General features: G+C 70.6%; 26 protein-coding genes. 12 read left to right on the top strand and 14 right to left on the bottom strand.

Annotation, left to right across the window (positions count from 1 at the left end):
- The first annotated feature begins 186 nt into the window (after window positions 1-186).
- Together LUZ64_RS28780 and LUZ64_RS28775 are read left to right on the top strand one after the other, a co-directional pair.
- Entirely contained in the window at window positions 187-381 is a 195-nt protein-coding gene (locus LUZ64_RS28780) for a hypothetical protein (RefSeq protein ID WP_095582871.1), read from the top strand.
- A 447-nt stretch (window positions 382-828) separates the two neighbouring features.
- Entirely contained in the window at window positions 829-990 is a 162-nt protein-coding gene (locus tag LUZ64_RS28775) for a hypothetical protein (RefSeq protein ID WP_170116841.1), read from the top strand.
- Between the two features lie 241 nt (window positions 991-1,231).
- Here the strand turns inward: LUZ64_RS28775 and LUZ64_RS28770 are convergent, their stop codons facing one another.
- The 3 genes from LUZ64_RS28770 to LUZ64_RS28760 form a co-directional block, all read right to left on the bottom strand.
- Window positions 1,232-1,609 (bottom strand): hypothetical protein, encoded by a 378-nt coding sequence (locus LUZ64_RS28770; RefSeq protein WP_095582870.1) that lies wholly within the window; start codon window positions 1,607-1,609, stop codon window positions 1,232-1,234.
- 305 nt (window positions 1,610-1,914) lie between these two features.
- Window positions 1,915-2,319 (bottom strand): YunG family protein, encoded by a 405-nt coding sequence (locus tag LUZ64_RS28765; protein ID WP_095582868.1) that lies wholly within the window; start codon window positions 2,317-2,319, stop codon window positions 1,915-1,917.
- Between the two features lie 111 nt (window positions 2,320-2,430).
- A complete protein-coding gene (locus tag LUZ64_RS28760) occupies window positions 2,431-2,784 on the bottom strand; it encodes a zinc ribbon domain-containing protein YjdM (protein ID WP_095582867.1) in 354 nt (117 codons plus the stop codon).
- Window positions 2,785-2,927: 143 nt separating this feature from the next.
- On the opposite strand from LUZ64_RS28760, the gene LUZ64_RS28755 reads away from it, so the two are divergent.
- From LUZ64_RS28755 to LUZ64_RS28735, 5 genes are read left to right on the top strand one after another with little or no spacing between them, the layout of a single operon-like run.
- Window positions 2,928-3,134: a hypothetical protein gene (locus LUZ64_RS28755; RefSeq protein ID WP_095582866.1), complete on the top strand. Its 207-nt coding sequence runs from the start codon at window positions 2,928-2,930 to the stop codon at window positions 3,132-3,134.
- Window positions 3,131-3,481 (top strand): ArsR/SmtB family transcription factor, encoded by a 351-nt coding sequence (locus LUZ64_RS28750; protein ID WP_095582865.1) that lies wholly within the window; start codon window positions 3,131-3,133, stop codon window positions 3,479-3,481. Before LUZ64_RS28755 ends, LUZ64_RS28750 begins: the two co-directional genes overlap by 4 nt.
- Before the next feature lie 26 nt (window positions 3,482-3,507).
- Entirely contained in the window at window positions 3,508-3,975 is a 468-nt protein-coding gene (locus LUZ64_RS28745; RefSeq protein ID WP_372478753.1) for an ATP-binding protein, read from the top strand.
- On the top strand, window positions 3,965-4,174 hold the full coding sequence (locus LUZ64_RS28740; RefSeq protein WP_095582864.1) for a hypothetical protein: 210 nt from the start codon (window positions 3,965-3,967) through the stop codon (window positions 4,172-4,174). Before LUZ64_RS28745 ends, LUZ64_RS28740 begins: the two co-directional genes overlap by 11 nt.
- A gap of 23 nt (window positions 4,175-4,197) precedes the next feature.
- On the top strand, window positions 4,198-4,350 hold the full coding sequence (locus LUZ64_RS28735; RefSeq protein WP_372478752.1) for a DUF6126 family protein: 153 nt from the start codon (window positions 4,198-4,200) through the stop codon (window positions 4,348-4,350).
- Window positions 4,351-4,474: 124 nt separating this feature from the next.
- Here the strand turns inward: LUZ64_RS28735 and LUZ64_RS28730 are convergent, their stop codons facing one another.
- The 7 genes from LUZ64_RS28730 to LUZ64_RS28700 form a co-directional block, all read right to left on the bottom strand.
- Complete coding sequence (locus LUZ64_RS28730; RefSeq protein ID WP_095582862.1) at window positions 4,475-4,882, bottom strand: STAS domain-containing protein; 408 nt, start codon at window positions 4,880-4,882, stop codon at window positions 4,475-4,477.
- A complete protein-coding gene (locus LUZ64_RS28725; protein ID WP_095582861.1) occupies window positions 4,879-5,349 on the bottom strand; it encodes an ATP-binding protein in 471 nt (156 codons plus the stop codon). The genes LUZ64_RS28730 and LUZ64_RS28725 overlap by 4 nt, the downstream gene beginning before the upstream one ends.
- Window positions 5,346-5,801 (bottom strand): pyridoxamine 5'-phosphate oxidase family protein, encoded by a 456-nt coding sequence (locus tag LUZ64_RS28720; protein ID WP_095582872.1) that lies wholly within the window; start codon window positions 5,799-5,801, stop codon window positions 5,346-5,348. Before LUZ64_RS28720 ends, LUZ64_RS28725 begins: the two co-directional genes overlap by 4 nt.
- Entirely contained in the window at window positions 5,798-7,501 is a 1,704-nt protein-coding gene (locus LUZ64_RS28715) for a SulP family inorganic anion transporter (protein WP_232398934.1), read from the bottom strand. The genes LUZ64_RS28720 and LUZ64_RS28715 overlap by 4 nt, the downstream gene beginning before the upstream one ends.
- Window positions 7,502-7,572: 71 nt before the next feature.
- Entirely contained in the window at window positions 7,573-7,914 is a 342-nt protein-coding gene (locus LUZ64_RS28710) for an ArsR/SmtB family transcription factor (protein WP_095582437.1), read from the bottom strand.
- A 429-nt stretch (window positions 7,915-8,343) separates the two neighbouring features.
- The gene (locus tag LUZ64_RS28705) at window positions 8,344-13,125 is read right to left on the bottom strand and encodes a glycosyl hydrolase family 18 protein (RefSeq protein WP_170116807.1); all 4,782 of its coding nucleotides are present in this window, start codon (window positions 13,123-13,125) and stop codon (window positions 8,344-8,346) included.
- A 700-nt stretch (window positions 13,126-13,825) separates the two neighbouring features.
- The gene (locus tag LUZ64_RS28700) at window positions 13,826-14,341 is read right to left on the bottom strand and encodes an RICIN domain-containing protein (RefSeq protein ID WP_095582439.1); all 516 of its coding nucleotides are present in this window, start codon (window positions 14,339-14,341) and stop codon (window positions 13,826-13,828) included.
- A 512-nt stretch (window positions 14,342-14,853) separates the two neighbouring features.
- On the opposite strand from LUZ64_RS28700, the gene LUZ64_RS28695 reads away from it, so the two are divergent.
- The 3 genes from LUZ64_RS28695 to LUZ64_RS28685 are packed head-to-tail and all read left to right on the top strand — an operon-like array spanning window position 14,854 to window position 19,999.
- The gene (locus tag LUZ64_RS28695) at window positions 14,854-16,236 is read left to right on the top strand and encodes a pyridoxal phosphate-dependent decarboxylase family protein (protein ID WP_095582440.1); all 1,383 of its coding nucleotides are present in this window, start codon (window positions 14,854-14,856) and stop codon (window positions 16,234-16,236) included.
- A gap of 11 nt (window positions 16,237-16,247) precedes the next feature.
- Window positions 16,248-17,183: a 3-methyl-L-tyrosine peroxygenase-related protein gene (locus LUZ64_RS28690; RefSeq protein WP_095582441.1), complete on the top strand. Its 936-nt coding sequence runs from the start codon at window positions 16,248-16,250 to the stop codon at window positions 17,181-17,183.
- A complete protein-coding gene (locus tag LUZ64_RS28685) occupies window positions 17,171-19,999 on the top strand; it encodes a pyridoxal-dependent decarboxylase (RefSeq protein WP_095582442.1) in 2,829 nt (942 codons plus the stop codon). The genes LUZ64_RS28690 and LUZ64_RS28685 overlap by 13 nt, the downstream gene beginning before the upstream one ends.
- Window positions 20,000-20,023: 24 nt before the next feature.
- Here the strand turns inward: LUZ64_RS28685 and LUZ64_RS28680 are convergent, their stop codons facing one another.
- Together LUZ64_RS28680 and LUZ64_RS28675 are read right to left on the bottom strand one after the other, a co-directional pair.
- Window positions 20,024-20,557 carry a hypothetical protein gene (locus tag LUZ64_RS28680; protein ID WP_143593262.1) on the bottom strand — a complete coding sequence of 178 codons (534 nt, stop codon included), beginning with the start codon at window positions 20,555-20,557 and terminating at the stop codon, window positions 20,024-20,026.
- 235 nt (window positions 20,558-20,792) lie between these two features.
- Window positions 20,793-22,010, bottom strand: a complete 1,218-nt coding sequence (locus tag LUZ64_RS28675; protein ID WP_372478751.1) for a PP2C family protein-serine/threonine phosphatase — start codon at window positions 22,008-22,010, stop codon at window positions 20,793-20,795.
- A gap of 150 nt (window positions 22,011-22,160) precedes the next feature.
- Between LUZ64_RS28675 and LUZ64_RS37290 the strand changes: the two genes are divergently transcribed.
- The gene (locus LUZ64_RS37290; RefSeq protein WP_267897184.1) at window positions 22,161-22,283 is read left to right on the top strand and encodes a hypothetical protein; all 123 of its coding nucleotides are present in this window, start codon (window positions 22,161-22,163) and stop codon (window positions 22,281-22,283) included.
- Window positions 22,280-23,473: a cytochrome P450 family protein gene (locus tag LUZ64_RS28670; protein ID WP_095582444.1), complete on the top strand. Its 1,194-nt coding sequence runs from the start codon at window positions 22,280-22,282 to the stop codon at window positions 23,471-23,473. The genes LUZ64_RS37290 and LUZ64_RS28670 overlap by 4 nt, the downstream gene beginning before the upstream one ends.
- 547 nt (window positions 23,474-24,020) lie before the next feature.
- Here LUZ64_RS28670 and LUZ64_RS28665 read toward each other — a convergent pair.
- Window positions 24,021-25,313, bottom strand: a complete 1,293-nt coding sequence (locus tag LUZ64_RS28665) for an NAD(P)/FAD-dependent oxidoreductase (RefSeq protein ID WP_095582445.1) — start codon at window positions 25,311-25,313, stop codon at window positions 24,021-24,023.
- A complete protein-coding gene (locus LUZ64_RS28660) occupies window positions 25,310-25,549 on the bottom strand; it encodes a superoxide dismutase [Ni] (RefSeq protein WP_095582503.1) in 240 nt (79 codons plus the stop codon). The genes LUZ64_RS28665 and LUZ64_RS28660 overlap by 4 nt, the downstream gene beginning before the upstream one ends.
- Between the last annotated feature and the right edge of the window lie 8 nt (window positions 25,550-25,557).

Genomic DNA, 25,557 nt, shown 5'->3' with positions numbered 1-25,557 from the left:
CTCCGCGCGATGCTCCATCACCAGCCGCACAGCCTGGCTACGAAGCGTTGAGTCAATCTTCTTGGGCATGGCGCCCATCCTCTCTGCTAGCTCACAACGGAGCGGCAGAGAAGTCGGAACGGTTCAACCAGCGCCCAGGCGGCGTCGGGCAGGTTCGCTTACAACCGGGCCGACACCGGCTTCCGGATGGTCCTGGACAACCCGTCGGACGACGAGTGCATCGTCATGCCGGGCGGCGCCGGTGTGGTGGACAACTTCACGGACACCGTGGCCACGCTCTACCGGGACGAGGCCTGCACCATCCCGCAGGACACGCTGCCGCCCAACACCGGCGGCGCGTACGGCGGAGCGACGACCGTGCACTCGGTGTTCTTCGGCTAACCGGCGGGGTGCGTCGCTTCGGCGGCGCACCTCTCTCGTATGGGTGCCGCTCCGGCGGGGCCCTCGGTAGACATGGAGACCGTCAAGGGGTCGGAAGCAGGGGGAAACCGGACCGCACGGCGAGGCCGGACGGCTCCTGGTGGCCCGGCACGCACGCCCGGGCACCTGGTTCGGGCCGCTGCAGCGCACGCGGGGCCGAGGCCGTCCGAACGAGGGACGGCCCAGGCCGGCGCGTTACTTGGTGCGCGCGGTGAGACCAGGCGGCTCTCTCCGGGGCGGGTCGGGGAGCCCACCGTCGAGTCATACGCCGCGGCGCCCCCGAGAACCGGCTGGTGGTGGACTCTGCCGGTGGGGGAGGATGGCCTTCATGCCCGTAGTGACTTTTTCTTCGCTGTTGTTCGAGCCAGACCGGCCCCAAGGCGGGGCGTCTGGGAAAGGACTCGAACGATGGCACACTCACCGCACCGGCGCTGGAAGGGCTGCTGCACGCTGTGCGCACCGCACAAGGTGCGTGGCGTCGGCCGCTCGGAGAAGGACCCGGCAGCCGTCCGGCGCCGGCTCGGCAGGTCCCGTCGCCTGACCCGCCGGGACCTGGGCGACCAGAGCTGATCTACCCCTCCCGGACTGCGGCCGCTCGCCCGTGAGCCGCGACGTGGAGTGTGTGGCACAACGGCACCATGCTCAGCCACCCGCCGCCTGCTTCGCCGCTCGCCAACGTCACCCCCGGCCCCGACCAGCCTGAGCACAGCACCTGGCGGCGCCGACTCACCGAGGCGGGCCCGCACCGAACAACGGTTCCTGGCCCCTCACCGCAGCCGCCCGGCCAACCAGGCCGGCGGAGAAGGACGGCTCAGGAGGCGGACGGCTCGATTTCGCCCGCGAAGACGATGACCTGGTCGATGAGGCTCCGTCGCAGATGGACGACGTCCGTTCCCGCCAGGCGGGGGCCTCCGTCCGGCGTGGTGAAAACCCACTGGTACCGGGCCCACTCGCCCGGCATGTCCACCGCCGAGCAGCGCACCATCGTTCCCGTACCCGCCGGATGCCGTCGGATGTCCAGCACGAACCGCTCGACCGACTCGATCCCCTCACTGCGCCCCAACGGCCCCCAGAACACCACGTCCGAGGTCAGGGCCTGGGAGAGCAGAACAGTCACATAGCTGTCGTCCGAGGCGTTGAACGCTGAGATGAACGTGTCGATCGCGGAACGTGCGGTCTCTTCCTGCATCCACCAGTAATACCAGTCGCTTCGCGGAACGTGCTCGTCCCGTGAGCCGCCTTTTCGATCACGGTCGTCTCTTCCGGCCGCAGCGTGTGGCGCGTGTGGCGTTCCATCTGCGGGAGGCGGAGCGGAGCGGGGAGTTCTCCGTGGACACGTGCGCGTCGGACGCGCTGTGGACGGAGCGGACGGCCCGGTACAAGGTGTTTCTGAACGCCGTGATGGCAGGTCAATGACGTGCGACGGCATCGGCAGGGCAAGAGGAAGGCGCCAGGGCGTCACCCTCTCACCCCGGTCGGCTGACCATGCCCCGATCAAACGGCCGGCTCCGGGAGATCGCCAAGGCGCTCGATGACGCGCCTGCGCAGAAGAAGGTATTCGTCCCAGCGACGCAGAGGGCCCGGCGGGCGTTCGACGGCACGGTCCGCAGTGATGGTCTGCCCGCACTGGAACTGTTCTCGCGTCAGATCGAGTTCGACACCGCTGGGCAGCCGGTTCCACCAGTGAAAGCCCTGCTGGTTTCCGTCGAGACGCACCTCGCCCACGACCAGGTCGCCGCCGAAGATGTCATGGACGATCAACGCGGTGATGTCGCAGTGGCCCCAGGCCGGGTTCCCCGGTTCCCAGCCGGCGCGAGCGAGGTCGTCCGGGGAACAGGTATCGGCGGCCCAACTCGCTCGCAGGGCCCTGTCGAGATCAAGCAGATTCCACGGTGTCATGCCGGCAGCGTCGCAGGCGCCACTGACATCACGGATGGCCCAGGCACCACGGTCCCGTTCCGCGGCCCGCCCACGAGCCCTGGCCGCCGCCCCCTGTGTCGCCGTGGCGGGTCAGGCTTTCTTGACCACGCTGGACTTGAGCTGCATGGCGCCGAACCCATCGATCTTGCAGTCGATGTCGTGGCCTGCCACGCCTTCCACGAGGCGGATGTTGCGCACCTTGGTGCCCGCCTTGATCCCGGTCGGGTGGCCCTTGACCTTCAAGGTCTTGGTCACCGTGACCGTGTCGCCGTCGGCGAGGACATTGCCGACCGAATCCCTGATCACCCCGTCCTCGGTGTCACCCGCGGCCCCGGCGGGCGCGGGCGTCCACTCGTGGCCGCATTCGGGGCAGACCAGGAGCGCCCCCATCTCATAGGTGTACGCACTGGAGCATTCGGGGCACGGCGGCAGGTTCTCGGTCACGGCGCCACTGTAGCCCCGGGCCCGCAAGAATGACGAATTGAAGAAATGTGCAATTCTCTACGTGTCGGTACGTGTGCCGGCTTGAGCCGGGTCGCCCCTGGAGCGGTAGACTTGAAGAGTTCTTCAATTCATTAGTTGCCGTAGTGGTCAAGCTGTGCCGGGTGCGGAGGTTCGGGGTGGGCGGGTTCGTCGAGGCGGCGCGGGCACGGGTGCGCCGGGCGGGGGCGGCTGTGGAGGCCGCGCGGGAGGCCGGGGACGCGTATGCGCTCGCGGTGGCGGCGGATGAGCTGGAGGACGCGTTGCGTCTGGCTCGTGAGAACGGTGTGGACATGGAAGGTGAGCGGTCATGAAGGCGCCGGTTCCCCTGTATCAGGCGAAGGCGGAGTTCTTCCGGATGCTGGGGCATCCGGTGCGTATCCGGGTGCTGGAGCTGCTCCAGGACGGGCCCCTGCCCGTGCGGGACCTGCTGGCCGCGATCGAGATCGAGCCGTCCAGCCTGTCCCAGCAGCTGGCGGTGCTGCGCCGCTCGGGCATCGTCACCGCCACCCGCGCCGGCTCCACCGTCGTCTACGAGCTCGCGGGCGGGGACGTGGCCGAGCTGATGCGCGCGGCTCGCCGGATCCTGACCGAGATGCTCGCCGGGCAGCACGAGCTCCTCGAAGAGCTCCGCGACGCGGAGACGGGAGCCGCGCGGTGACGTGGCACCGCAGGCGCACGCGGCCGGTGGCCTGTGCGCGGGGGGCCTCGCCTGTGTGGCGGCGCCTGCTGAGTGTTCCGCTGGTTCCGGAGGCGGTGCGGCAGACACGTCGTGACACCGCCATGGCGCTCACCGAGTACGGGCTCCGCCCCGATACGGCCTTCGCCGGAGCCGTCCTGCTGGTGGTGAGCGAGCTGGTCGCCAATGCCGTACGGCACGCCGCCGAACAGTCCCCCACGGCGGACGTGACCATCGCGGTGGGGGCCGGGCAGCTGGTGATCGGTGTCGCGGATCAGGACCCGCGGCTTCCCCGCCTGTCCCCCGAGGCGATGGGGGAAGGGCTGCGGACCGTCAGTGACCTGGCGGCCGCGTACGGCGGCGCGCTGGGCGTGGAGCCTGCCGCGCACGGCTGCGGCAAGGTGGTCCTGGTCCGGTTCCAGGTGCCCGACGAGCTGAGCTCCTACGGAAGGCGCGTCGCTTCCCGTGTGTTTTGAGATCACCTACCTGCACCCCGACGGCAGCCGGCCCGCGCACACGGCCGACGCGCAGGAGATCCGCTCCCTCGTCGCCTGGGCCTCCAGGACAGGGGTAGGGGTTCGCGTGCGCCCCGTCACCGTGCCCACCACCCCGCGCGACGGCTCGGGCGACAATCCGGCCGTCCCCGTGATGTCCGAGGAAGGAAACCCGTCATGACGGATGACGCCTCCGACCGGCCCTTGCCCCCGTCCCCGTCGGCCTCCGGGGAGGCGGGCGAGAAGCGGGCGGAACGGCAGGTCGCCCTGCGGGTGCTGGTCTATGTCTTCGTCACCCACCTCTTCGCCGGTTTCATCTGGCTGCTGTTCTATCTCGGCGGCCACGCGGACAAATAGCCGGACGGCGAGAGCGGGTTCTGTACCGGTGTGAGGTTGTGCGCGTCGGCGCACAGGGGCCCATGGTCCGCACTCGGCGGTCTCTCCCCGGCCGCCGAGTGCGGACCGCAGTGCTGTCCGGGGGTCAGTTGACCCGCGGTGTGTCCTGGGGCCAGGCCGTGGTGTGCCATTGCCGCTGTCCTGACGTGTTTGCCGGTGACCGGTAGGAGGCCAGGGCAGCCGTCAGGTCGGGGTGGACGGGCACGGGGGGTTGTGCCGCGTCGGGGACGAGGGAGCCGTCGGCGGGGATCGCGGCGAGTGCCAGCGGCCGGCCGTGGGCGGTGAGGTGGAGGGCGGCCTCGGCGATGGCGTGCTGTCCTGCCACGGACCAGCCGTTGAGCCGGGCGAGGTCGAGGATGAGAGGGCCGGTGCCGCGGGCGGCGGCCCAGCCGACGGCACCGCCGAAGCGACCCGCGGCCTGAGCGCCGAGGTAGCCGGAGAGCGCCAGGACACCCAGGCTGTCATGGACGGTGTAGGACCACTCGATCGTCATGATGTTCCTCGCACGCTTCTTTCGGTGGACCCGGTACCGCGCTGCCCGGGCCGGGTCGGCAGGACGATCCAGATGTTCTTGCCGCCGCCGTCGGCATCCGGCAGCACCGAGAAGGCGCCTCCCAGTTCCGTGGTGAGTTCGCCGATGAGACCGAGCCCGCCGGGGCCGTCCGTGAAGGACGCCGCATCGGGCCGGTGGGGGTGACGGTCGTGGACGGCGAAGGCGAGGGCGTCCTGGCCGGCGGCGTAGGTGACGGTCAGCTGGGGCGAGGCGACGGCGGCGTGGCGGACGCTGTTGGTGACCAGCTCGCTCAGCATGAGGAGGGCTGCGTCCAGGACGTGGCGGCTGGGGCGGATGTCCCAGCCGGAATAGGCCACCTGGGCGGTGCGACGGGCCAGGGAAACCGAGGCCGGGACCGTCGGCAGGGTCAGCACGTGCCGGTACGGCAGGGTGGCGGGTGCTTTCACGAGGCCGCGGACCCACCCGTGCCGCCGCCCGTCCGGGCCGGGGCTGTGGTGTGGGCGAAACGGAAGCCGGTCACGGTCTGCGGGTGAATGCGCAGCAGGATGTCGTGGGGACCGTGGGCCCAGCCGGGGAGGGTGCGCCGGTAGTGGGCGGCCTCGTCCCGGTCGGTGACCACCTCGGCCAGGCCGCCCGCCGTCACCGCCCAGCCGGTGCCGGTATTGGGGTGCAGGTAGTCGCAGTGGTACGTGACGCTGATCCGGGTGGAGAACGCGGCGCCGGGGGCCGGGACGCGGATGACCAGACGCCCGTATTCCAGGACGTGTGAGGCGGGCCGCACGGCGAGGGCGTCGCGTTGCTCGTATACGAGGCGGCCTTGTGAGGCACCGCCGAGCATGTACCAGGCTTCCTCACCGGAGACGTCGAGCATGCGGCGTGGCGAGGGGGCGGTGGTCATCGAGAGGGCTCCTCGGTGATCGCGGGTGCGGGTGCGGGTGCGGGTGCGGGTGCGGGTGCGGGTGCGGGTGCGGGTGCGGGCTGGGCGGGGACGGCCGGCAGCCCGGTGCCGCGCAGGTGGGCGCGGGCGGCGGCGAGGGCCTCGGGCGTGGTGGGGTGGTCGTGGCCGTGGGGCCGGAGCAGGTCCAGGGTGCCGACGGAGGCCAGAACGCGTAGCTGGCCGGGGCGGATGCCGGAGGCCAGGACGGTGATGCCGCGCCGGTTCAGTTCGGTCACCGCGTCCTTGAGGGCCAGGGCGCCGGTGGCGTCGATGGTGCTCACGCGGGACATGCGCAGGATCACCACGCGCACGTCGGCGACCTCGGAGAGTTCGCGCAGGAAGCGGTGGGCGGCGGCGAAGAACAGCGGTCCGTCGATCCGGTACGCCACGATGTGCTCGGTCAGCAGCGCGTGGTCCTCTGCCCTGTGGCCGTCGGGCAGGTCGGCGGCCAGTGGCACCCGGTGAAGGCGGGCCTGCCCGGCCACAGCCCGCAGGGCGAGCGCGCCGGCCACCAGAAGGCCGAGGACGACCGCGTAGACCAGGTCCAGGGCCAGGGTGGCGACGGCGGTCAGGACGAGAACGGTCGCGTCGGAGCGTGTGGCACGGGTCATCGCCCGCAGGCTCGCCGTCTCCACCATGCGGATAGCGGTCGCGATGAGCACACCGGCGAGCGCGGCCAGCGGAATGCGCGAGACCAGCGGGGCGGCGGCGAAGACGATGACGGCCAGGATCACGGCGTGGGTGAGGGAAGCCAGCCGCGAGCACGCGCCGGTACGGACGTTCACCGCCGTACGGGCTATCGCACCGGTGGCCGGTACCCCGCCGAACAGCGGGGCCGCCAGGTTGGCGAGGCCCTGCCCGAACAGCTCCCGGTCCGGATCGTGCTTGGGCCCCACCGTCATGCCGTCCGCCACCGACGCCGACAGCAAGGACTCCAGCGCGGCCAGCGCCGCCACCGCCACGGCGGGCGCCAGCAGCGATCCCAGCGCACCGGGGTCGAGGAAGGCCAGGGACGGCGCGGGCAGCCCGGCCGGCAGGTCGCCGATCGGACGAGCCCCCAGATGGCCGACCTGCGCGGCGACGGTCGCGCCCGTCACCGCCAGGATCGAGAACGGGACCGTGGGCCGCCACCGTGCGCCCAGCAGCGTGACCGCGGCCACCGCGCCCGTGAGCGCGAGCGCACTCCAGTTGGGCGACTTCACGAACGCCTCGATGGCGCGCCACGTCACCGCCAGGATCTTCTCGCCCTCCGGCTTGGCCACCCCCAGGGCGTTCGGCACCTGCTGCAAGGCGATCACGCAGGCGATGCCCAGGGTGAAGCCCTCCACCACCGGGGCGGGGACGTAGCGCATGTACCGCCCGGCGCGGGCGAGCGCGAGCGCGATCAGCATCAGGCCGGCGAGCAGACCCACCGTAAGGACGCCGCCGGGCCCGTACCGGGCGACGATCGGGACCAGGACCACGGTCATCGCCCCGGTCGGCCCCGACACCTGGAGATTCGACCCGCCGAAGACCGCGGCCAGCGCGCCGGCGACCACGGCCGTGGCCAGCCCGGCCTCGGCGCCCAGGCCGGAGGAGACCCCGAACCCCAGGGCGAGTGGCAGTGCCACGATCGCCACTGTCAGACCCGCCAGCAGATCCCGGCGAGGGTCGCGCCCCATCAACACCCAGTCGGCACGGGCAGGCAGCAGTCCACGGAACCGGGAGAGGCCCCGGGCGGTCACGGTGGCACTCACTGCGTGGCGACCTCGGCCTCACGCAGCTCTTCGAGGAGCTCGTGCTGCCCGGCGAGCATCTCGGTCAGGATGCGGCGGGCCGCGCGCATCAGCTCGGCCACATCCCCGCCCGCGAGCTCGTAGACGACCGTCGAACCCGTACGCGCGGAGGTCACGATGCCCGACCGGCGCAGCACCGCCAGCTGCTGGGAGAGTGCCGCCGGCTCGATCTCGATCGCGGCCAGCAGGTCCCGCACGGGCAGGGGCCCGTCCTGGAGCAGCTCCAGCACCCGGATACGCACCGGATGCCCCAGCATCCGGAAGAACTCGGCCTTCACCTGATACAGCGGAACCGGCACGACACCCTCAGCCTCTCGCCTCACCTGCCCCCGTCCGGGGCAGCGTCTGGTGCTGTGCCCGCGGCTACCTACGGACACAGCGAAGACATCATGTAGTGAATTGCAAAATTCTGCAATTCGCTACATCGATACCCCGCGGCGGGACGGCCCCGCCCCGACGGGCCGGCCATGCGGCGGGCGAGCGCCGCGACGCCGGCTTCCACTGGGGCACGGTGGGTGACTGTCGCGGCGGTCCGGCTCCTAGGAAGGTGCAGGTGAGGGGCCTATGTGGTGGGGGACCGCACTTTGGGGGTGAGGTGTGAGGGAAGCGCCCATGAGGGGGCGGTTTCTGCCCGGGCCCACCTCGTACGGGCGCCGTCGAATTGAATGACGGAAAAGGCCCGGCGGAGCGTTGTCGCTCCGCCGGGCCACCGTTGTCCACCCTGCTCGCTACGCGGCGGGACCGAGCTTCTTCCACGGCTTGCCGCCGTTGGACTCGGCCTGCCCGGGGGCGACGGTGGTGTACCACTGGGCGTACCAGTACCAGCCGTCGTGCTTCACGAACGCGGCCGTCGAGGCCGACGGGTCGCCGTTCACGATGTGGGTCTCCCGGGTCGTCGTGCCGTTGGCGACCTCGACGTCGTGGTCGCCGACGGCCGAGCGGAGCTTGAACAGGCCGTTGTGCCTGGGGCCACCGGGTGCCCCCTCACCGCCGTTGTCGGCGATGGGGACGAGTTTCCACTTCTGCTCGGCGCGTCCGTCACAGCCGACCGAGGCGACGTCCTCACGGGAGTCGGCCGCGGTCATACAGCGGTCGCCGCTACCGATCGTGAAGAGGCCGTCTCCGGCCGGACGGATCCGCCAGTACTGGTTGGGGTTCGACTCGCCGAGCTCCACCAGATGGACGCGGGACTGGTCGGGGTTGTTGTCGATCATCATCGGCCGGCCCGAGGGGCTGTCGCCGTACTCGAACATCCAGCCCTTGTCCCCCTTGTCGTACATCCGCCACAGCCGTCCGCCGTCGGGCCGGTAGACCTGCCCCTTCGTGTAGTCGGCCGCCTGGCAGCGGTCCCCGGAGGCGGGGGCCGGCGGATCGACGACGTCGACCTCGCGGCGCTGGTCGCCCGTGCTGCCGAACTCCTTGTCCCCGACCTTGAAGGTGACGTTCGCGGGGCCGGTGACCGGCAGGTAGTACTTGAGGTCGATGTCCCGGTACTTGCCCGGTGGCAGGTCCTCGCAGTAGCCGAGCTTGAGCGTGAGCCGGTGGAAGTCGCCCTTCAGGCCACCGGCGTTGGGGCCGGTGTGGCCCGGGGTGAGTCCCTTGATCTCCTTGTAGTCGTTGTCCTTGACGACCGGCGGTGTCGAGGTCGGGATGTCGAACGAGATCTCGGTCCCCCGGCCGAGGGTCGCCTTGCTGTCATTGGTGATCCGCAGCTTGGGCTGCACCGGGTAGAAGTCGTCCTTCCCCGTGGGGAAGTCGACCAGCTCCGCCTTGACGTCGATCACCTCCCTCGGCTGTGTCCGTCCCCCTGCCTTGGCGTTGCCGTACGCGCCCGCGCCCTTGAAGGCGTTGTCGAGGCGGGTGGTGAGGTCGTAGCCCATGCCCCACTCGCCGCCCGGGCGCTTGGTGTAGTCGCCGGCGAGCTCCCAGACCATCGCGCCGCCGATGTCCTTGTCGGCGATGTACTTCGCCTTGGCGTCGACGGACCGCTCGTTCTCGGTGGAGAGGAAGACCTTCTTGGCGTCGTTCCACAGCCAGGGCGATTCGAGGGCGTCCGAGTACTTCTCGGCGTAGGTGCCGGTCAGCTTCCCGTCCTTCACCCCGTAGGACCCCAGATATCCCGGCGTGACGCCGTCCTGGAGGTTCTTGGTGTGCCACAGCGGGTTGGACCCGGCGCCGACCTCGCGGCCGTCCTCGGTGTCGTGCCAGACGTTGTCGATCCCGGTCGCGCCCAGGCCGCAGGACTGCGCGTTGGCGGGCCCCCGGCCCCCTGTGCCCTCCGGGCACTTGGACTGGTCCGGCATGGCCGCGGTCCCCCACAGCCCGTCCGAGCCGCCCTGCACGTCGCGCCAGCCCCGGGAGTAGTACGGGATGCCGAGGTTGATCCGGCCGGGCGGGAGCGCGCCGCGGTAGTAGTGGTAGGCCCAGTCGACGTTGAAGTAGCCGTGCTTCTGGAAGTCCTTGGTGTCGGCCCCCTTGTCGTCGTAGATGCCGGCGTCGGCCAGCTCGTTGTCCCTCCCGTCGTCGTACAGCGGTGCCTGCGGGCCGACGAACTTGTTCCACGAGCCGTGCAGGTCGTACGTCATGACGTTGACGAAGTCCTGGTACTGGAGCGACTGCCCGGCGTCGAGCCCGCGCACCAGGTAGCCCGACGAGGACCCGGCGGAGGTGAGCAGGTAGTAGCGCCCCTTGTCCGACCCGGCCTTGTCCAGCTTCTCCCGCAGCGTCTTCATCAGCGCGTTGTAGCCCTGCTGAAGCCCCTTGCGGCGAGGGTTGGAGACGTCCCAGTCCTTGGGGTTGCCCGTGTTGGGCAGGGCGGTCGGGTACTCGTAGTCGATGTCCACGCCGTTGAACCCGTACCGGTCGAGGAACTCCGTCACGGAGTCGGCGAACCGGTCGATGCCGGCCTGGTTCACCGAGCCGTCACCGTTGGTGGTCATGGTGTAGAAGTTCCGTGTGTCCGCCCAGCCGCCGACGGAGATCAGCGTCTTCACGGCCGGGTGTTTCTTCTTGTAGGTGTTGAGCAGGTTGAAGTGCCCCTTGTACGGCAGCGACGGGTCCATGGCGTTCTTCGCGCCGTCCCAGGTCATGCCGGTGGCCGGGTTCTTGGCGTCGCCCGGGTCGCCGATGGAGATCCGGTCGTCGTCGACGCGGGCGAAGGCGTAGTTGATGTGGCTCACCTTCGACCAGGGGATGTTGGAGACCAGGTACCGGGGGTCCCCGTTCGTCCCGGCGCGCCACCCGGTGAAGTACCCGACCATGCGCCGGGTACGGTCCTTGCCGACCCACTCGCGGCCCGCGTCGTCGTAGACGTCGCAGTAGCGGGCGGAGACGCCCTTGGCCGGGGTCATGCCCTCGGGGCGGCAGTCGCCGGAGGAGGCGGGTTTGGTGCCACGGTCGTCGGCGGAGTCGTCGAAGGGGTCGCCGGCGTCGCCGGGCCCGGGCTTCGGCTTGTCCTGCCCCGACAGCGCGTTGAGCACCCACTTCTGCGCGTCGCTCCCGTTGCAGCCCCAGAGCTGCAACTGCCGCCCGTCGCCGGGCACGGAGCCGGGTACGTCCAGGCACAGGTCGGCGTTGTCGTTCTTCAGCTCATGGGCGTCGGTGCGGGTCCACTTCTGGGCCTCGCTGCCGTTGCAGCCCCATAGCTGCACCTTGGTGCCGTAGTCCTTGCCGGAGTGGTCCGCGTCCAGGCAGAGGTCCAGCGCCCGGACCGTCCCGTCGCCGGGCAGCGTCCAGTCCTGGGCCTCGCTGCCGTTGCAGTCGTGGAGCCGGACCGGGGTGCCGTAGTCGCGCGCACCGTCCTTCACGTCGAGGCACCTGCCCGCCAGGCCCTCGAACTGGCCGGAGGGGAGTTCCTTGGGCGGGCGGCGCATGCTGTCGGGGATGCGCGTGACGTCGTCCCCCGCGGAGAAGATCGACCGCCGCAGGCCGCCCCAATCGTCGTCGATCATTCCGGAGGTGTCGTAGTCGTCGTCCACCGTCCCGGGATTCACCCGCATGGAGACGTAGGCGCCGTCCTTGATGAAGACCGTCCTCATGGTCGGCTGCGGCGGGAACTGACCCGATGGGTCCTGCCGCCATACGCCTCCGGGAGCGGGCGCGTAGAACGCCGCGTCGAGACCCTCGGAGAATCCGGCGCTCTTCAAGGCCGACCAGTTGTCGGCTATCTTCTTCGGGCCGTTGATGAGCTTGTCCCCGGTCCCGTCGATGTCGATGCCGACCAGGGCGTACTGGTCGCCCTTGAAGAAGTAGGCGTTGTTCCCCTGGACAGCGACCGCCGTGTCGATCCCGTCCGCGAAGACGGTCCCGGCGAGCGGGCGGAACGTCTCGGCGATCTTCATCGGGCCGGTGGCGATGGTGCCGCCCAGGAGTCCCTGCCCTGCTGCCTCCTTGTCGAGCGACAGGCGGAGGTACTGGTCACCGCTGAAGAGAAGAAGATCCTTGGGGTGACCGGGAAGCCGGATCGCGGCGTCGATGCCGTTGACGAACACCGTCCCCCGCAAGGCGGGAACGTCCTCGGAGATACTCCGCACCGCGTCCGCTCCCCCGGACAGGCCCCACGAGGGAATCCTCTTGCCTCCGGATACCACGGTCGCATGGCGCACCCGCTGGTAGTTCGGGCCGTTGAAGAGCAGGACGTCGGCGTGGTCGTTGATGGAGACCGCCGCCTGAATGGGCTTCCCTGTCTTCGAGCACTGCCCGGGAGAGGATTCCATCGACCGTGGGGGCCGGGGGTCGAAGCGGGCACAGCCGCGCTTCAGGATCGCGAGGCGGAGCCGGTTGTCCTCGCGCAAAGGGTCGGTCAGCTCGGCGAAACGTTGGGGATCGTCGGCATTGGCATCGGACACCAGGGTGCTGTTGGCGGCCCATGCGTTGATGGCAGCCTCGTCGGCTTGCGTAAGGACATCTTGCCGTCTCCCTGCGGCGTCATACCGCACTCCCTCGAGTGTTTGGATGACCCTGGTCCTGATGGCGTAATCGCGGAGCCCCTCCGCGATCACCACGGCCATCACCATCACCGCTCCCCTCGCTTCCCTGACTTGCCCTTGGCTGGGGGTGGGAGCGGTACGGAAGTCTTCGATGGCCCGGTTGATGTTGTTCTGGTTGACCAGCGGCCAGGTGCTCCGCGTGCCGCCGGTGTCCCCCATCTCGTATCGCCCTGTCCGGTCGCGCAGGTCTTGGTAGTTGCTGGTGTATGCGAGCTGCCTCGCTCGACCTCGTTGTCCTTGGGCGAAGTTCTCAAGCCACGTTCTTTGCGCCCGGGTGAACTGATCGTTGAGATACCAGACGTCCCGTTGGTCTCCCCTCACCACGTAGAAGCCCACGATGTACGCGTCTTCCGGCCGGAAGATCACCCCGATATCCGTAGTGGTGTCACCCTCCGGCGGCCTGGCCCCCGTATAGAGGGCGAGAATGCTCTCTGCCCCCAGCTCCTCGCCGTCCACGCGCGGCACGGTGACCCGGTACCTGTCCCGGTACGGCGCCGAGTAGCGCTCCGTCAGACGCGTCATCAGGGCCTGGTACGCGGCGCTTCTTTCGTCCTGCGCGGCAGCCGGCGGCGCTTGGAGAAGGCCGGCGGTCAACGCGAGGACCACTAGGGCTACCACCATGCCTGCCCAGTCGGCAGGCCCACGCCCCCGTCTTCGTCCGCATTCCACTGCACCGGTCATCATCTGCCTCGCTCTCTCGTACGGTCGTTCCGACGGCAGTGGTCGTCCCCGCGCGCAGACGGCCGCCGCCATCGCCAAGTCTGCTGACGCGGATCAAGGGGAGATAAACGGCGGATGGATGGTCACGTCTCGCCACCGCCCGCGCGCGGGCGGTCCAGAAGGTGGGCCAGGGCGCCCAGGTGGTGGGCGCTCTGGCCCAGGGTGACGAAGCCGCTGCCGGCGCCCGCCAGGCTGCCGACGGCGGGGAGAAGCCGGCGGTAGACGGAGGACGCAATCTCGCGGTCGCCGAGTTCGACGGTGAGGACGGCGGCCAGGCCGAGGCGGGCCTCAAAGAGGGAGTCGCGCGGGAGGGGCGGGGCCGTGGCGGCGAGCGGGGGCTGCCCGCTGCCCGCTGTCCGACGGCAGTGAGGTGTCCCCGTCCTGGCCCGGCACCGGGCCGGGCACCGAGAAACGGAGGCCCCGCATCGCGCACCTGCGGAGTACCCGAAGACCTGGCGCCGCGCCGACTTGGAGTCCGGGATCGGGGTCTGCCGCCGTCGTCCTAGAACTTCCAGACCTGGGACGCGGTGTAGTTGCAGCTGTAGAGCTGGACCGGGGTGCCGTCGTTGGGGTTGCCGCCGCGCACGTCCAGGCACTTGTTGGACTGCGGGTTGATCAGGACGTCACCCTGGTAGCGCACCCACTTCTGGGCACCCGAGCCGTTGCAGTCCCACAACTGGACGGGCGTCCCATCGGCGGTGCCGCTGGACTCGACGTCCAGGCACTTGCCGAAAGCGGTCATCGTGGCACCGATCTCACCGGGCTGCTCGACGTACATCCACTGCTGGGACTCCGTGCCGTTGCAGCCGTAGAGCTGGACCGGCGTGCCGTTGTCCCGCACGCCGCCGCGGACGTCCAGACACTTTCCGGCGAGCCCGACGAGCTGTCCGGCCTGCGCGGCCGCCTGTGCCGACGTCGGCAGGGCGGCGGTGACACCGAGCGCGGCCAGGGCGAGGACGCCCCATACGGACGACTTCCTGAGTGACGTGGTGGACGACTTCGTGGTCGATGCCTGCATGAGGCCCGTTCCCCTTCCTTGAGCGGCCCCGGAGACGCGGTGCGCCCGGGGTGATTTCCTCAAGGAGGCTAGGAACGGCTGTTCAAGAATCGATCAACGCCCGATTGACGACGCGTTGATCCGGTCGGGCCTGATCAGGGCAAATGTTCCAGTTGGTGATCATCGGCCGTTCGCGCTCGATGCCGAGCACGGGCAGCGTGCCGTTGTCCGGCCGGTAGAGGGAGCCGTCCGCCTGCCGACGTTCTGAGGCGGCGGGCGGTCAGGGCGCGCGGGGCGTGGCCGTGGGCGAAGGACGATGTCGTCGTCGGCGCCCTGAGGTGGCGCCGGACCGTCTCCCGCGTGGAGACGGCCGACCGGAGTCGGCTGTGGCCGAGCAGTGGCTCCGGAGCAACCCTATGGCGCTAACTTTCAACCTATTCAGGTACTTGCCCCGATGATCGCCTGCTTGGGCGTTTTGTTTGGGCTAGGGTCACTTGGCCTGGCCGGGGGGCGGCCGGTGGCTGGGGGCGGGGATGGAGCTGCAGCGTTGGCTCGGGCAGGCCGTGGGGGCATTTCACGCATGGGCCCGGGAGTACGAGGAGTACGCGGCCCATCCCGCCATGGCGGTGGACGAGGACGCCCGCGCGTCGGCGTTCGCGGAGCTGAGCGTTCGTCTGCGCGGCAGTTATCCGTTCTTCCACCCCTGCTACGCCGGGCAGATGCTCAAGCCGCCGCACCCCGTCGCCGTCGCGGGCTATCTGGCCGCCATACTCGTCAACTCCAACAACCACGCGCTGGACGGTGGTCCGGCCACCTCGGCCATGGAGGAGGAGGTGGTCGAGCAGCTCGCGGCCATGTTCGGCCTGCGGACGCACATGGGGCATCTCACCAGCGGTGGCACCCTGGCGAACCTGGAGGCACTGTTCGTCGCCCGTGAGAGTCATCCCGGCCGGGGCATCGCCATCAGCGCCGAAGCTCACTACACCCATGCCCGGATGAGTCACCTGCTCGGCATGCGGGTGCACACGGTACCGGTCGACGTCCACGGACGCATGGACACAGGTGCGTTGGGGCAGTTGCTGTCCACGGGGGACATCGGGACGGTCGTCGCCACCACGGGAACCACGGCGCTGGGGGCCGTCGACCCCCTGCACCTCATCGTGCCGTTGGCCCGGCGCCATGGCGCGCGCGTCCATGTGGATGCCGCTTACGGTGGATTCTTCACGCTCCTCGCCGACGAGGAACACGGGGCCGCCTTGGTGACAGGGGATCCCTGGCGGGCCGTCACCCACTGCGACTCGGTGGTGATCGACCCGCACAAGCACGGCTTGCAGCCGTACGGCTGCGGGGCGGTGATTTTCAGCGACCCGGCGGTCGCCCGCTTCTACCGGCACGACTCCCCGTACACCTACTTCACGTCCCAGCGTCCGCACCTCGGGGAAATCAGTCTGGAGTGCTCACGTTCCGGTGCCTCCGCCGCCGCCCTGTGGCTGACCCTCAAGCTGCTGCCGCTGACGCGCCGGGGGCTCGGTGCCGTCCTCGCGGCCGGACGCCGGGCCGCACTGCGCTGGGCGGAGTTGATCGACGAATCACCCGTGCTGGAGCTGTACCAGCGGCCCGAGCTCGACATCGTCACCTATCACCCGCGCACCACACCCGCCGTACTGTCCCGGATCGGCGTGGCCAGCAACGATGTGATGCAGCGGGGCATGAACGCCAAGGAAGACCCCGTCTTCCTCAGCGTCGCCCGCATCGGCGCCTCCGACTTCACCGCCCGTCACGGGGAAGTCACCGCGGACCGTGATCACACCCACATCCTGCGCAGTGTGCTGATGAAACCGGAGAGCGAGCTCTATCTGGAGCGGTTGCACTCCCGCGTGGAGCACCTGGCACGAGCATCGATCCGGCACGCATGAAGGAGTGGGCGATGAATCCCGAATCCCGCGTCCGCCCGTCGACGACAGCCGCGGTCCTTCCCGAGGACTCACGGATTCCCCGGTCACATCCTCAGAGCGGTGCGACAGCCGAATACGACCGGTATTTCCACATCCTCAGGACTCCACCGGACCTGTGCGCATGGACCAGGAGTTGCCTGGGCCTCCAGGAGGCGGTCCTCGCCGACCTTGCGCACGCGCCGAGCCTTGACGACGGTCAACGGGCCGACATTCTCACCGGGCTGCTGTACACGTCCTCCGCGACACTCGCGTCCTGGCTGCGTACCACCCCGGGCCCGGCCCCGGAGCATCACGAACCGTTCGCGGGGGCCCGTCCGGGGCCCGGGCGGTCCGGGGCGGATCAGGGCGATCAGTCCGGCGTGGAGCAGGGCGATCAGCCCGGGGCGGAGCAGGGCGACGCGCTGCGCCGCTGGAAACTCGGCCATCAGCTCTTTCACGTGCTGTTGGCCACGATGAACACCGTTCTGGACGAGACCTTGACCGCCGCGCAAGACAACCAAGGGCCTTCTTTGGTCCAGGGCATGGAACGGTTACGGGTGTTGTACGACGCGGCCACCGCCGCCATGACCTATGCCTCGGACGTCCCGACCGCCGCCTACCAGGACGAGATCCGTCCGAGCATGCGACCTCCCTTCGTCGGGCCCGGGTTCTCGGGGGTCTTCAACCGGGAACACCGCGCGATGACGATCGGCATGCGCCGTCTCAGGCGAGCGGTGAAGGACCTGCCGCCGGAGACCGGCCCCGTCGACGAGATCCGTCACGCGGCTCTCTCCCTCGACGCGGCCCAAAGCCGGAATCACAGCGGTCACGTCAAGATCTGCGAGCGCTGCGTGCCCTCCGGCACCTCACTGCTGAGGCACCATCTCGCGCAGAGCTCTCCCCGGGAGGAACCGCTGTGCGACAGCTGACCGAGTTCCGGAGCGACGTTTCCCGGGCGCCCGGGGACATCGAGGGTATCGACGGGCAGGCGGGACTGCGTCTGCTGGCCGAGTCGGTCGGCGAGGTCGTGTGGCTGGATCACTGTCCTTTCCTGAGCGCGTCGTTCCAGCCGGCGCCGACCTGGCTGAGACATGAGCCGGTCTCCGCGTTCCAGCCGCTGCCCGCACCCACGCCCGGTCATCGTCCGCCACCCTCCGGCCCGCGTCGGCTCTGCGTGTCCTTCGCCCCCGAACACGGCACCAACGCCCGTACCTGGGCGCGCGCCCATGGATACCGACTGCTCGCCCCGGACCCCGGTGTCACGGCCTGGGCCGCGGACAAGATCCATGCCGTCAAGCTGTTCGCGATGGCGGGCGTACCCGCACCGCCGTCACGGGTCGTCCCCGCGGCTGATCGGGAACCCGCCGAAACGTACTGGAACGACCGCTGGCCGCAGGCGGTGGCCCAACGGAGGGAGAACAACCTCATCGGCCGCGGGACCGTCCTCGTCGACTCCCCATCGAGCCTCCGGTCCTGCCTGGACGCCTGGCCGGACGAGCCGGTCAAGCTCAGTCGTCACGCTCCCGGAATCTCCTTGACCGTCACCGCCTGCGCGGGGCCGGACCGCACACTCGTCTCGGCGGTCTCCCACCAGCTGGTGGGGCTTCCGGAACTGGCCGCAGGCTGGGGCACCCACTGCGGCAACCAGCTCGTGCACCCCGACGATCTGCCCGCGGGCCTGTACGGGCAGGCTCGCGAGGCCGCCCGTCGCGTGGGCGAGGTGCTCCGCGGACGAGGCTTCCGCGGCGTATTCGGCCTGGACCTCGTCGAAGACGCCGGCCGGCTGATGGCCGTCGAGGTCAACCCGCGCTTCCAGACCGTCGTCTCCCTCGTCCAGGCCGTCGAGGGCGGCGCGGGACTCCTGCCGTCCCTGGGTCTGCACATCCTGTCCTTCCTGCTCCCCGCCCTTCCCGATCCGGTGGCACGGGCTCTTCCCCCGGGCCCGTACCCCAGTCAGCTCGTGGTGCACAGCGCCACGGACGGCACCGTGCACGACCTCGCGCCCTCGGGGCGCTACCGGAGGGCCGACCACGGGGTGACCGGTCCCCTCCCCACCGGTGCCGGCGTCGCCGACGACGAAGCCCTGTGGTGGGGCATCGCCCACCCCGGACCCGTCAGTGCCGGCCAAGAGCTGGCGCTCGCCCAGTTCGGCCGTCCCGTCGCGGCCCTCGAACCGCGCCCGCGCCCGGCCCCGGACGCGATGGCGTGGATCGCCACGCTCCTCCAGCGGTCCCGGATCGCCACCGACAGTCTTCCCGGCCTCCCCGCCCAGGGCCGGTCGCAGGCGCCACCGGCAAGCGCGCCACCAGCAGCCGGACCGCCGCCCCTGCGGCTGGACGAACAACGGATGCGCGAAGCCGGCCACCACACCATCGAACTGATCATCAACCGGCTCACCACGGCCGGTGACCGGCCGCCCCTCCACGCGCCCTCACCCGCCACCCTCCGGGCCACCCTGGACGAGCCCCTTCCCGAGCACGGCACCTCGAACCTGCCCGCTCTTCTCGACCACGTCACCCAGCAGGCCCTCGGCGAGGCGACCCGCCTGGATCACCCGCGCTGCTTCGCCTTCGTCCCCTCGACCGGCAACTTCCCGGCCGTACTGGCCGACGCACTCGCCGCCGCCCACCTTTCGGTCCCCGGGGCCTGGCTCGTCGGCGCCGGACCCACCCAGCTCGAACTCACCACCCTCGGCTGGCTCAAGGCACTGCTCGGCCTGCCCGAAAGCCACGGTGGTCTGCTCGTCAGTGGCGGATCCCTGGCCAATCTCACCGCCCTGGCCGTCGCCCGCGACCACCACCTGGGCGGCGACTGCGCACAGGCCCGTCTGTACTGTTCCACCCAGGCCCACCCGTCCGTCCCGCGCGCGGCGCACCTCCTGGGTCTCACCCGCGGCCGGCTCTCCGCCGTCCCCGCCGATGAGGGCCTGCGCCTGGACACTCCCGCCGTCGCGCGGCGGATCGCCCGGGACCGGGACGAGGGCTTGCGCCCCTTCGCCGTGGTCGCCACCCTCGGCACCACGGGGACCGGCGCCGTCGACCCCCTCGACGACCTCGCCGACCTGTGCGAGCGGGAAGGGCTGTGGCTCCACGTCGACGGCGCCCACGGCGCGGCGGTGGCCGCCACCCCCCGAGGCCACCATCTGCGCGGCGCCCTGGGGCGGGCCGACTCCCTGACCTTCGATCCGCACAAGTGGCTCTTCCAGCCCTACGAGACCGGCTGCGTCCTGCTCCGCCGCCCCGAGCTGCTGCCCGCCACCTTCGCGCTGGGACGCCACGCCCTGGACACCGGTTACCTCGAGCCCACCGAATCCCGCGGCGACGAGGTCAACCTCTCCGACTACGGGCCCCAGCAGAGCCGCGGCCTCCGGGCCCTGAAGTTGTGGCTCTCGCTCAAGACCTTCGGTGCCCAGGCGTTCCGGCGGGCCATCGAGCACGGCATGGACCTGGCCGAGCACGCTGCCGCGCTCATCGCCGCCCACCCCGATCTGAGGCTGGTCACCGCGCCCAGCCTCGCCGTCCTCACCTTTCGCTACCAACCGGCCGACGCATCGGAGGACTGGGACGGCGACACCGCCCAGGAACGCATCAGCCGCGACATCTGCGCGGGCGGTCAGGCCCTGATCCTGACCACCCGGGTGCGCGGTGTCACCGTGCTGCGGATGTGCACCATCAACCCCACCAGCACCCGCGCGGACGTGGAGGCCGTCCTGGAACTGGTTGCCCAGCAGGGCCGCAGGCCCTGACGATGAACCGCCGCCCTGCCAGGGTCAGGAGAACACCAGCGCTGACGGCCCCTCGATCAGCTTCACCCCGCCGCTGCCGCACCTCAACGGATCGGCCGTGAGCTGAACGCCGGGAGAGGCCACCCTCCTCCCCGTGAACCTGCCGGACGTCACCTTGCCCGCGACCAGCACCACGGCCTCACCGGCGGGCTGCGGCACGACCCCCACGTCGTACACCACCGTGCTCCGCTCTCCGGTGTTCCACGTGATCCGCTCCTCGGTGACCGAACGGGACAGCAGGCAGCTGTTCTCCCCTCCACCCTTGATCACGGATTTCGCCGCCGTCAGTGACGGATCCGTCGATACGCAGTGGTAGTCACCGTGGCCCGTGATCTGTGTGGGCTTCGCCGAGAAAGTCAATCCCGGTGAGAACGCGACGGAGTTGCTTCCCGCACAGTTGAGGACGGCGTCCGCGCTCTCCCCGGAACGCGCGGATGCGGGAAGCACCACCGGACCCGCCGCCACCAGAACCACGACCACGCCCGCGCACCCCCATGCCTTGCCCCACCGATACCCCATGCCCATCCACTCCCCGTCCTGCTCCCGATCGCGACCGGCCCCTGACGACGGCAGCATTCTCCGGTCCCCGGCCCGCTTCCGTGGGATGACCGGTGAGGAGCTGCGAAGCTGACGCAGCGTCCGCGCACAAGCGGCGCGAGAGATCACCCGCACGCTGTGCCGTGGCGGGACGGCATGGTGGTCGAGGCTGACGGCAGGCTGGGGCCCGTTCGGACGCTCGGCTCGATAGCGCGTGCTACCAGTACTGCGGGCGCCATTCGAAGAGCAGGATGGTCGCGTCGTCCCGCAACTGGTTGCGCTGGTAGTCGAGGATGGCGTGGATGAGCAGCCGCAGGACTTCGGCCGGACGCTGGCCGGCGGCGGAGGAGCGGATGATGAAGTCGGTGAACCGGTCGAGGCCGAACTCCGCACCGTCCGCGTCGCGGGCTTCCACGACGCCGTCGGTGTAGAGCAGGACGCAGTCGCCCGGTTCCAGCGTCGCCTCGTGGACCTGCCGGGCTGACGGCGCGAACTGGCCGGCCAGGCCGATCGGCGGCTGCGGAGGGCTGTCCAGCACCCCACCGAGCACCCGCTCGGACCGGATCAGCAGCGGCGGGGGATGACCGCAGTTGACCCAGCGCAGCTCCCCGGTGAGCGCGTCGAGGCGGCAGAGCACACCGGTGCAGAAATGGTCGGGCAGCCACTGGGCGAGCGCCTGGTCCACGGAGCCGACGACATCGGCCAGGTCGCCGCCGCCGCGGCGGGCGTTCCGCGCCGCCGCCATGGCGACCGACGTGGTCAGGCCGGAGTTCAGATCGTGCCCCATGGAGTCGAGGATCATGGTGTGCAGCACGTCCTTGACCACCGAGTGGTCGAAGGCGTCGCCGGCGACGTCGTACGCCGGCTCCAGCACCGCGGTCGAGACGCACCTGCTGCTGCCGATGGTGTGGGACGGCAGGAAGGCCCGCAGCATCTCGGTGGGCAGCCGCATGGTCGTGGTGCGGGCGCGGGCGGCGAGCCAGTCGCTGTAGGTGCGCTTGGAGGTGATCAGCATGGCGAACAGGAAGGCCAGCATCCGGCTGCGGCGCATCCGCACCCCGTCGAGCGAGGGGGTGCGCACCGCCAGCACGCCCAGCCGTTCGGCACCGTCGACCAAGGGCATCCAGACCATCACGTCGTCGTCGGCATCGGCCACTCGCGGAGTGACCGTACGGTACGCCCAGCCGGCCGGCGAACGGTCCACCGGAAGCGGCTCCAACGCCTCGTCGAGCGGGATCAGCAGCTGTTGCTGCAGGTCGACGAGGTAGATCAGCGCGGTGCCCAGGCCGAGGGCCGAGGCGCACCGGTTCGCCAGGTCGGGCAGTTCGAACGGCAGGGCCGTCTGCGCCTCGACGATCAGATCTTCCAGCCGGTTCTCGTCGACGGCGGTGCCGGGGCCGGCGGACGAGTGTGGTGGGTCCGGCACGGGGATCACCCCTTCCGTTCCCAGTCTCACACCGATCCCGGCTTCTCTCACGTCGGGCACGATCGCGTCTCGTGCCGGGCACCCTCGCGTGGGTACGGCTGCTCGCCCGGCCCGCACCGGCACCGGCGGACGAGAAGGCGGCGTGCGAGCCGGGACAGAATGGCTGCTGCGCTCGTCGCCCGGGCGTACGCGTGTGCTCGTCCAGGCGTACGCGACAGCGGCGTCGTGCGCGCGACCACCACCGAGACCGTCCAGGACAAGGAAGCCGTCCCCACACCATGAGCGACCCGCTGTCGTCCCCGGAGTTCCTCCGGAACCCCTACCCCTTCTACGACGAACTCCGGGCGACGGCCCCGGTGAGCCAGGTGGCCACCGGCTCCGGAGGCCGGTCCGGCTACCTCGTGACCGGCTACGCCGAAGCGAAGGCGGCCTTCACCGACCCGCGCCTGTCCAAGGACACCGCCAGGTTCTTCGCCGACCGTACCTCCGGCCGCGACCTGCACCCCGCGGTGGCCCGCACCATGCTCGCCACCGACCCGCCCGAACACACCCGGCTGCGCCGCTTGGTGACCAAAGCGTTCACCACCGGCGCCGTCACCCGCCTGCGCCCGCATATCCAGCACACTGTCGACCACCTTCTCGACGCTCTCCCGGAGAACGGTGCGGCGGACCTCGTCACCGGTCTGGCCGTCCCGCTGCCGGTGACGGTGATCTGCCAGCTGCTCGGCGTGCCCGAGACCGATCGGTCCCAGGTGCGGATCTGGTCGAACGACCTCTTCGCCGCCGGGCAGCCCCAACGGATCGACGTGGCCTCCCACGCCGTGGCCGGCTATATGGCCGACCTCATCGAGGCCAAGCGCCGCGCCCCGGACGACAGCCTGCTGCACGACCTCATCACCGTCCGGGAGGAAGGCGAAGGCGAAGGCGAACAGCTCGGCGAGGACGAGTTGGTCTCCCTCGCCGTCCTGCTCCTCGTCGCCGGTCACGAAACCACCACGAACTTCATCGGCAACGCCGTCCTGGCGCTCCTTCAGCACCCCGCCCTCCTCAGCGACGCACGAAGCGACCCCGCCCGGATCGACAGCATGCTGAACGAACTGCTGCGCTATGACTCACCGGTCGGAATCGCCACCTTCCGATACACCACGGAAGCGATCGCACTCGGCGATACCGAAATCCCCGCCGGCGTCCCCGTGCTCATCTCACCCGCAGCGGCGAACCGAGACCCCGCCCGGTACCCGGCTCCCGGCCGCCCCGACGCCGACCGCGACGCCGGAGGCCACCTGGCGTTCGGCCACGGAATCCACCGTTGCCCGGGAGCCCCCCTTGCCCTGGCCGAGGCGGAGATCGCCCTCCGTGCGCTCCTGACCCGGTTTCCCGGGCTCCGCCTCGCGGTCCCGCCCGGCGAACTCCGATGGCGGCGTACGCGACTTATGCGAGGGCTGGAGTCCTTGCCGGTGTTCACGCGGTAGAGCGCGGCCGACCGTGTACCGGGCCGGCCATGCGGCGTGGAGCCGCGAGGCGCACAGTTGGAGTCAGGGGCCCCCGATGCCCGGGAGGCCGACGACGCCGGGAAAGGGCCGCAAGGCGCCTGTATACGCCACTGAGACCATGTCCCCCCACGAGCCGGTCGTTCTCGAGCCGGGGATGCCCACGGAGGTCCTGTTCGGCCCTCCGACGCCCGGACCGGAAGGCGGCAGCGGAGGTGTCCCGCTCTCCCGGGTTGCCGGCGGGTACGGCGCACCGGGGCACCCCGGGGCGGGTCGTGAAACACGCCGAAGACGGAGTCGCGGTCAGTCGCGGCCCCGGCTGGGGGCAGGGCTCGGACGGCATCATCCCGAACCGAACAGGGGCTTTCGCGCTGGCAGTTCGCGCGACCGCCGCTTCGCCCGCAGCCGGTGTGCGGGTCCGTCAGGTCCTCGTTCATCGCCCGTGTGCTCACGGAGTCGATCACGAACCGCGGCCGGTCCGGATCTCCGCGCGGACCCGACTCGCCAAGAATCGGGCGCCGGAGTCCGGTTATAGGCTCTGACCGGAGAAGACCTGATCTGCCCGGAACGTCGAATCGGGGCGCGCCGGGCCCTCGCCGGGTCCCTGGGCCCGCGCGGGGGCGATGACCGTTGCCTTCAGCGGCACGGACGGGTCGGCCGCGCGGGCGGCGTCGACCCGTGCGCCGACGCCGATCAGTTTGCGGCCCTGTGCCAGGTCGCGGGGGCGGTTCACGGTGAGCAGCGCGACCGGTACGCCGTCGCGCAGCCACAGCACGGCCCACTCGGTGTCCGTCGACTTTCCACGTCGCACAACGGTGTCGGCGGCCGCGTGATGGCCCGCGTACTGCACATGACGGCCGAACTGTTCCGACCAGAAGTACGGCACGGGGTCATAGGGATCCGGTGCGCCGCCGGTGATGCCGGCGGCCACGGTGCGGGGACCGTGCAGGGCGTTGTCCCAATGGTGGACGAGCAGCCGGGTGCCGAAGCGAGCGGAGGGGAAGGAGGCGCAGTCGCCGACCGCGTACACATCGGGCAGCGAGGTGCGCAGCCGGTCGTCGGCCGTGACCGAGCCGTCCGGGCCGAGCGCGATGCCGGAGCCGGCGAGCCAGGCGGTGGCCGGCCGGGCGCCGACGCCGGCGACCACAGCGTCGGTGGTGAGCCGCCGTCCGTCGGCCAGCACGACGGCGCCCCGCTCGTACGCCGACACCCGCGCGCCCAGCAGGAGTTCCGCTCCCGCCTGGGCGTACCAGTCGGCCATCGGCGCGGTCGCTTCCGCGGGCAGGGAACCGGCCAGAGGGCGGTCGGCGGCCTCCACCACGGTGACCGCGCAGCCCGACGCGCGGGCGACGCCGGTGAGTTCGGCGCCGATCCAGCCGGCGCCGACCACGACGACGTCACGGCGCTCGGCGAGGACGCTCCGCAGACGCCTGGCGTCGGTGAGCGTCCGCAACAGGTGGACGCCGTCGGCTCCGGGGAGAGGAACGGGCTCGGCGCCGGTCGCCAGGACCAGGGTCCGGTAGGGGACCGGGCCCGCCGTGGTGTCGAGCGTGCGGGTGCGGGGGTGCAGCCCGGTCACCTCGACGCCCAGCCGCAGTTCGACGTCGAGGGCGTCGAAGTCGATGTCGTAGGCCGGGTCCTGCGCGGTCCCCATCAGGACGCCCTTGGACAACGCGGGTCTGTCGTAGGGGCGGTGGGGTTCGGCTCCGACGATGACGACGGGCCCGCCGTAGCCCCGCTCGCGCAGGGCCACGGCGGTCTGCGCCCCGGCCACCCCTGCTCCGGCGATGACGACGCCGTCCGTCCCGCGGTGGCTGCTCATACCTTCTTCGTCTCCCGGAACATGCGGTGGATCCCGGCTGTGAGCTCCAGCTCCTTCTCGCCGGCCTTCATGAGCGCACGGGCGCGGAAGTCCGCGCTCTCGTTCGCCCCGTGTCTTTCCCGGAGGGCCTTGACCGAATCCGCCTCGACGCGGGCCCGGGCGGGATCGTGGACGCCGTGGGGCAGGTCGCAGCGCGCGCTGACCTTCACCTTGGGCACGAGCGAACGGGAAAGCATGAACATGT

This window comes from Streptomyces albireticuli, assembly GCF_021228125.1.
In the GTDB taxonomy this organism is placed as follows: Bacteria; Actinomycetota; Actinomycetes; order Streptomycetales; family Streptomycetaceae; genus Streptomyces; species Streptomyces albireticuli.
The sequence above is the reverse complement of the archived record's forward strand: the minus strand, read 5'-3'. Positions and strand labels throughout refer to the sequence as shown.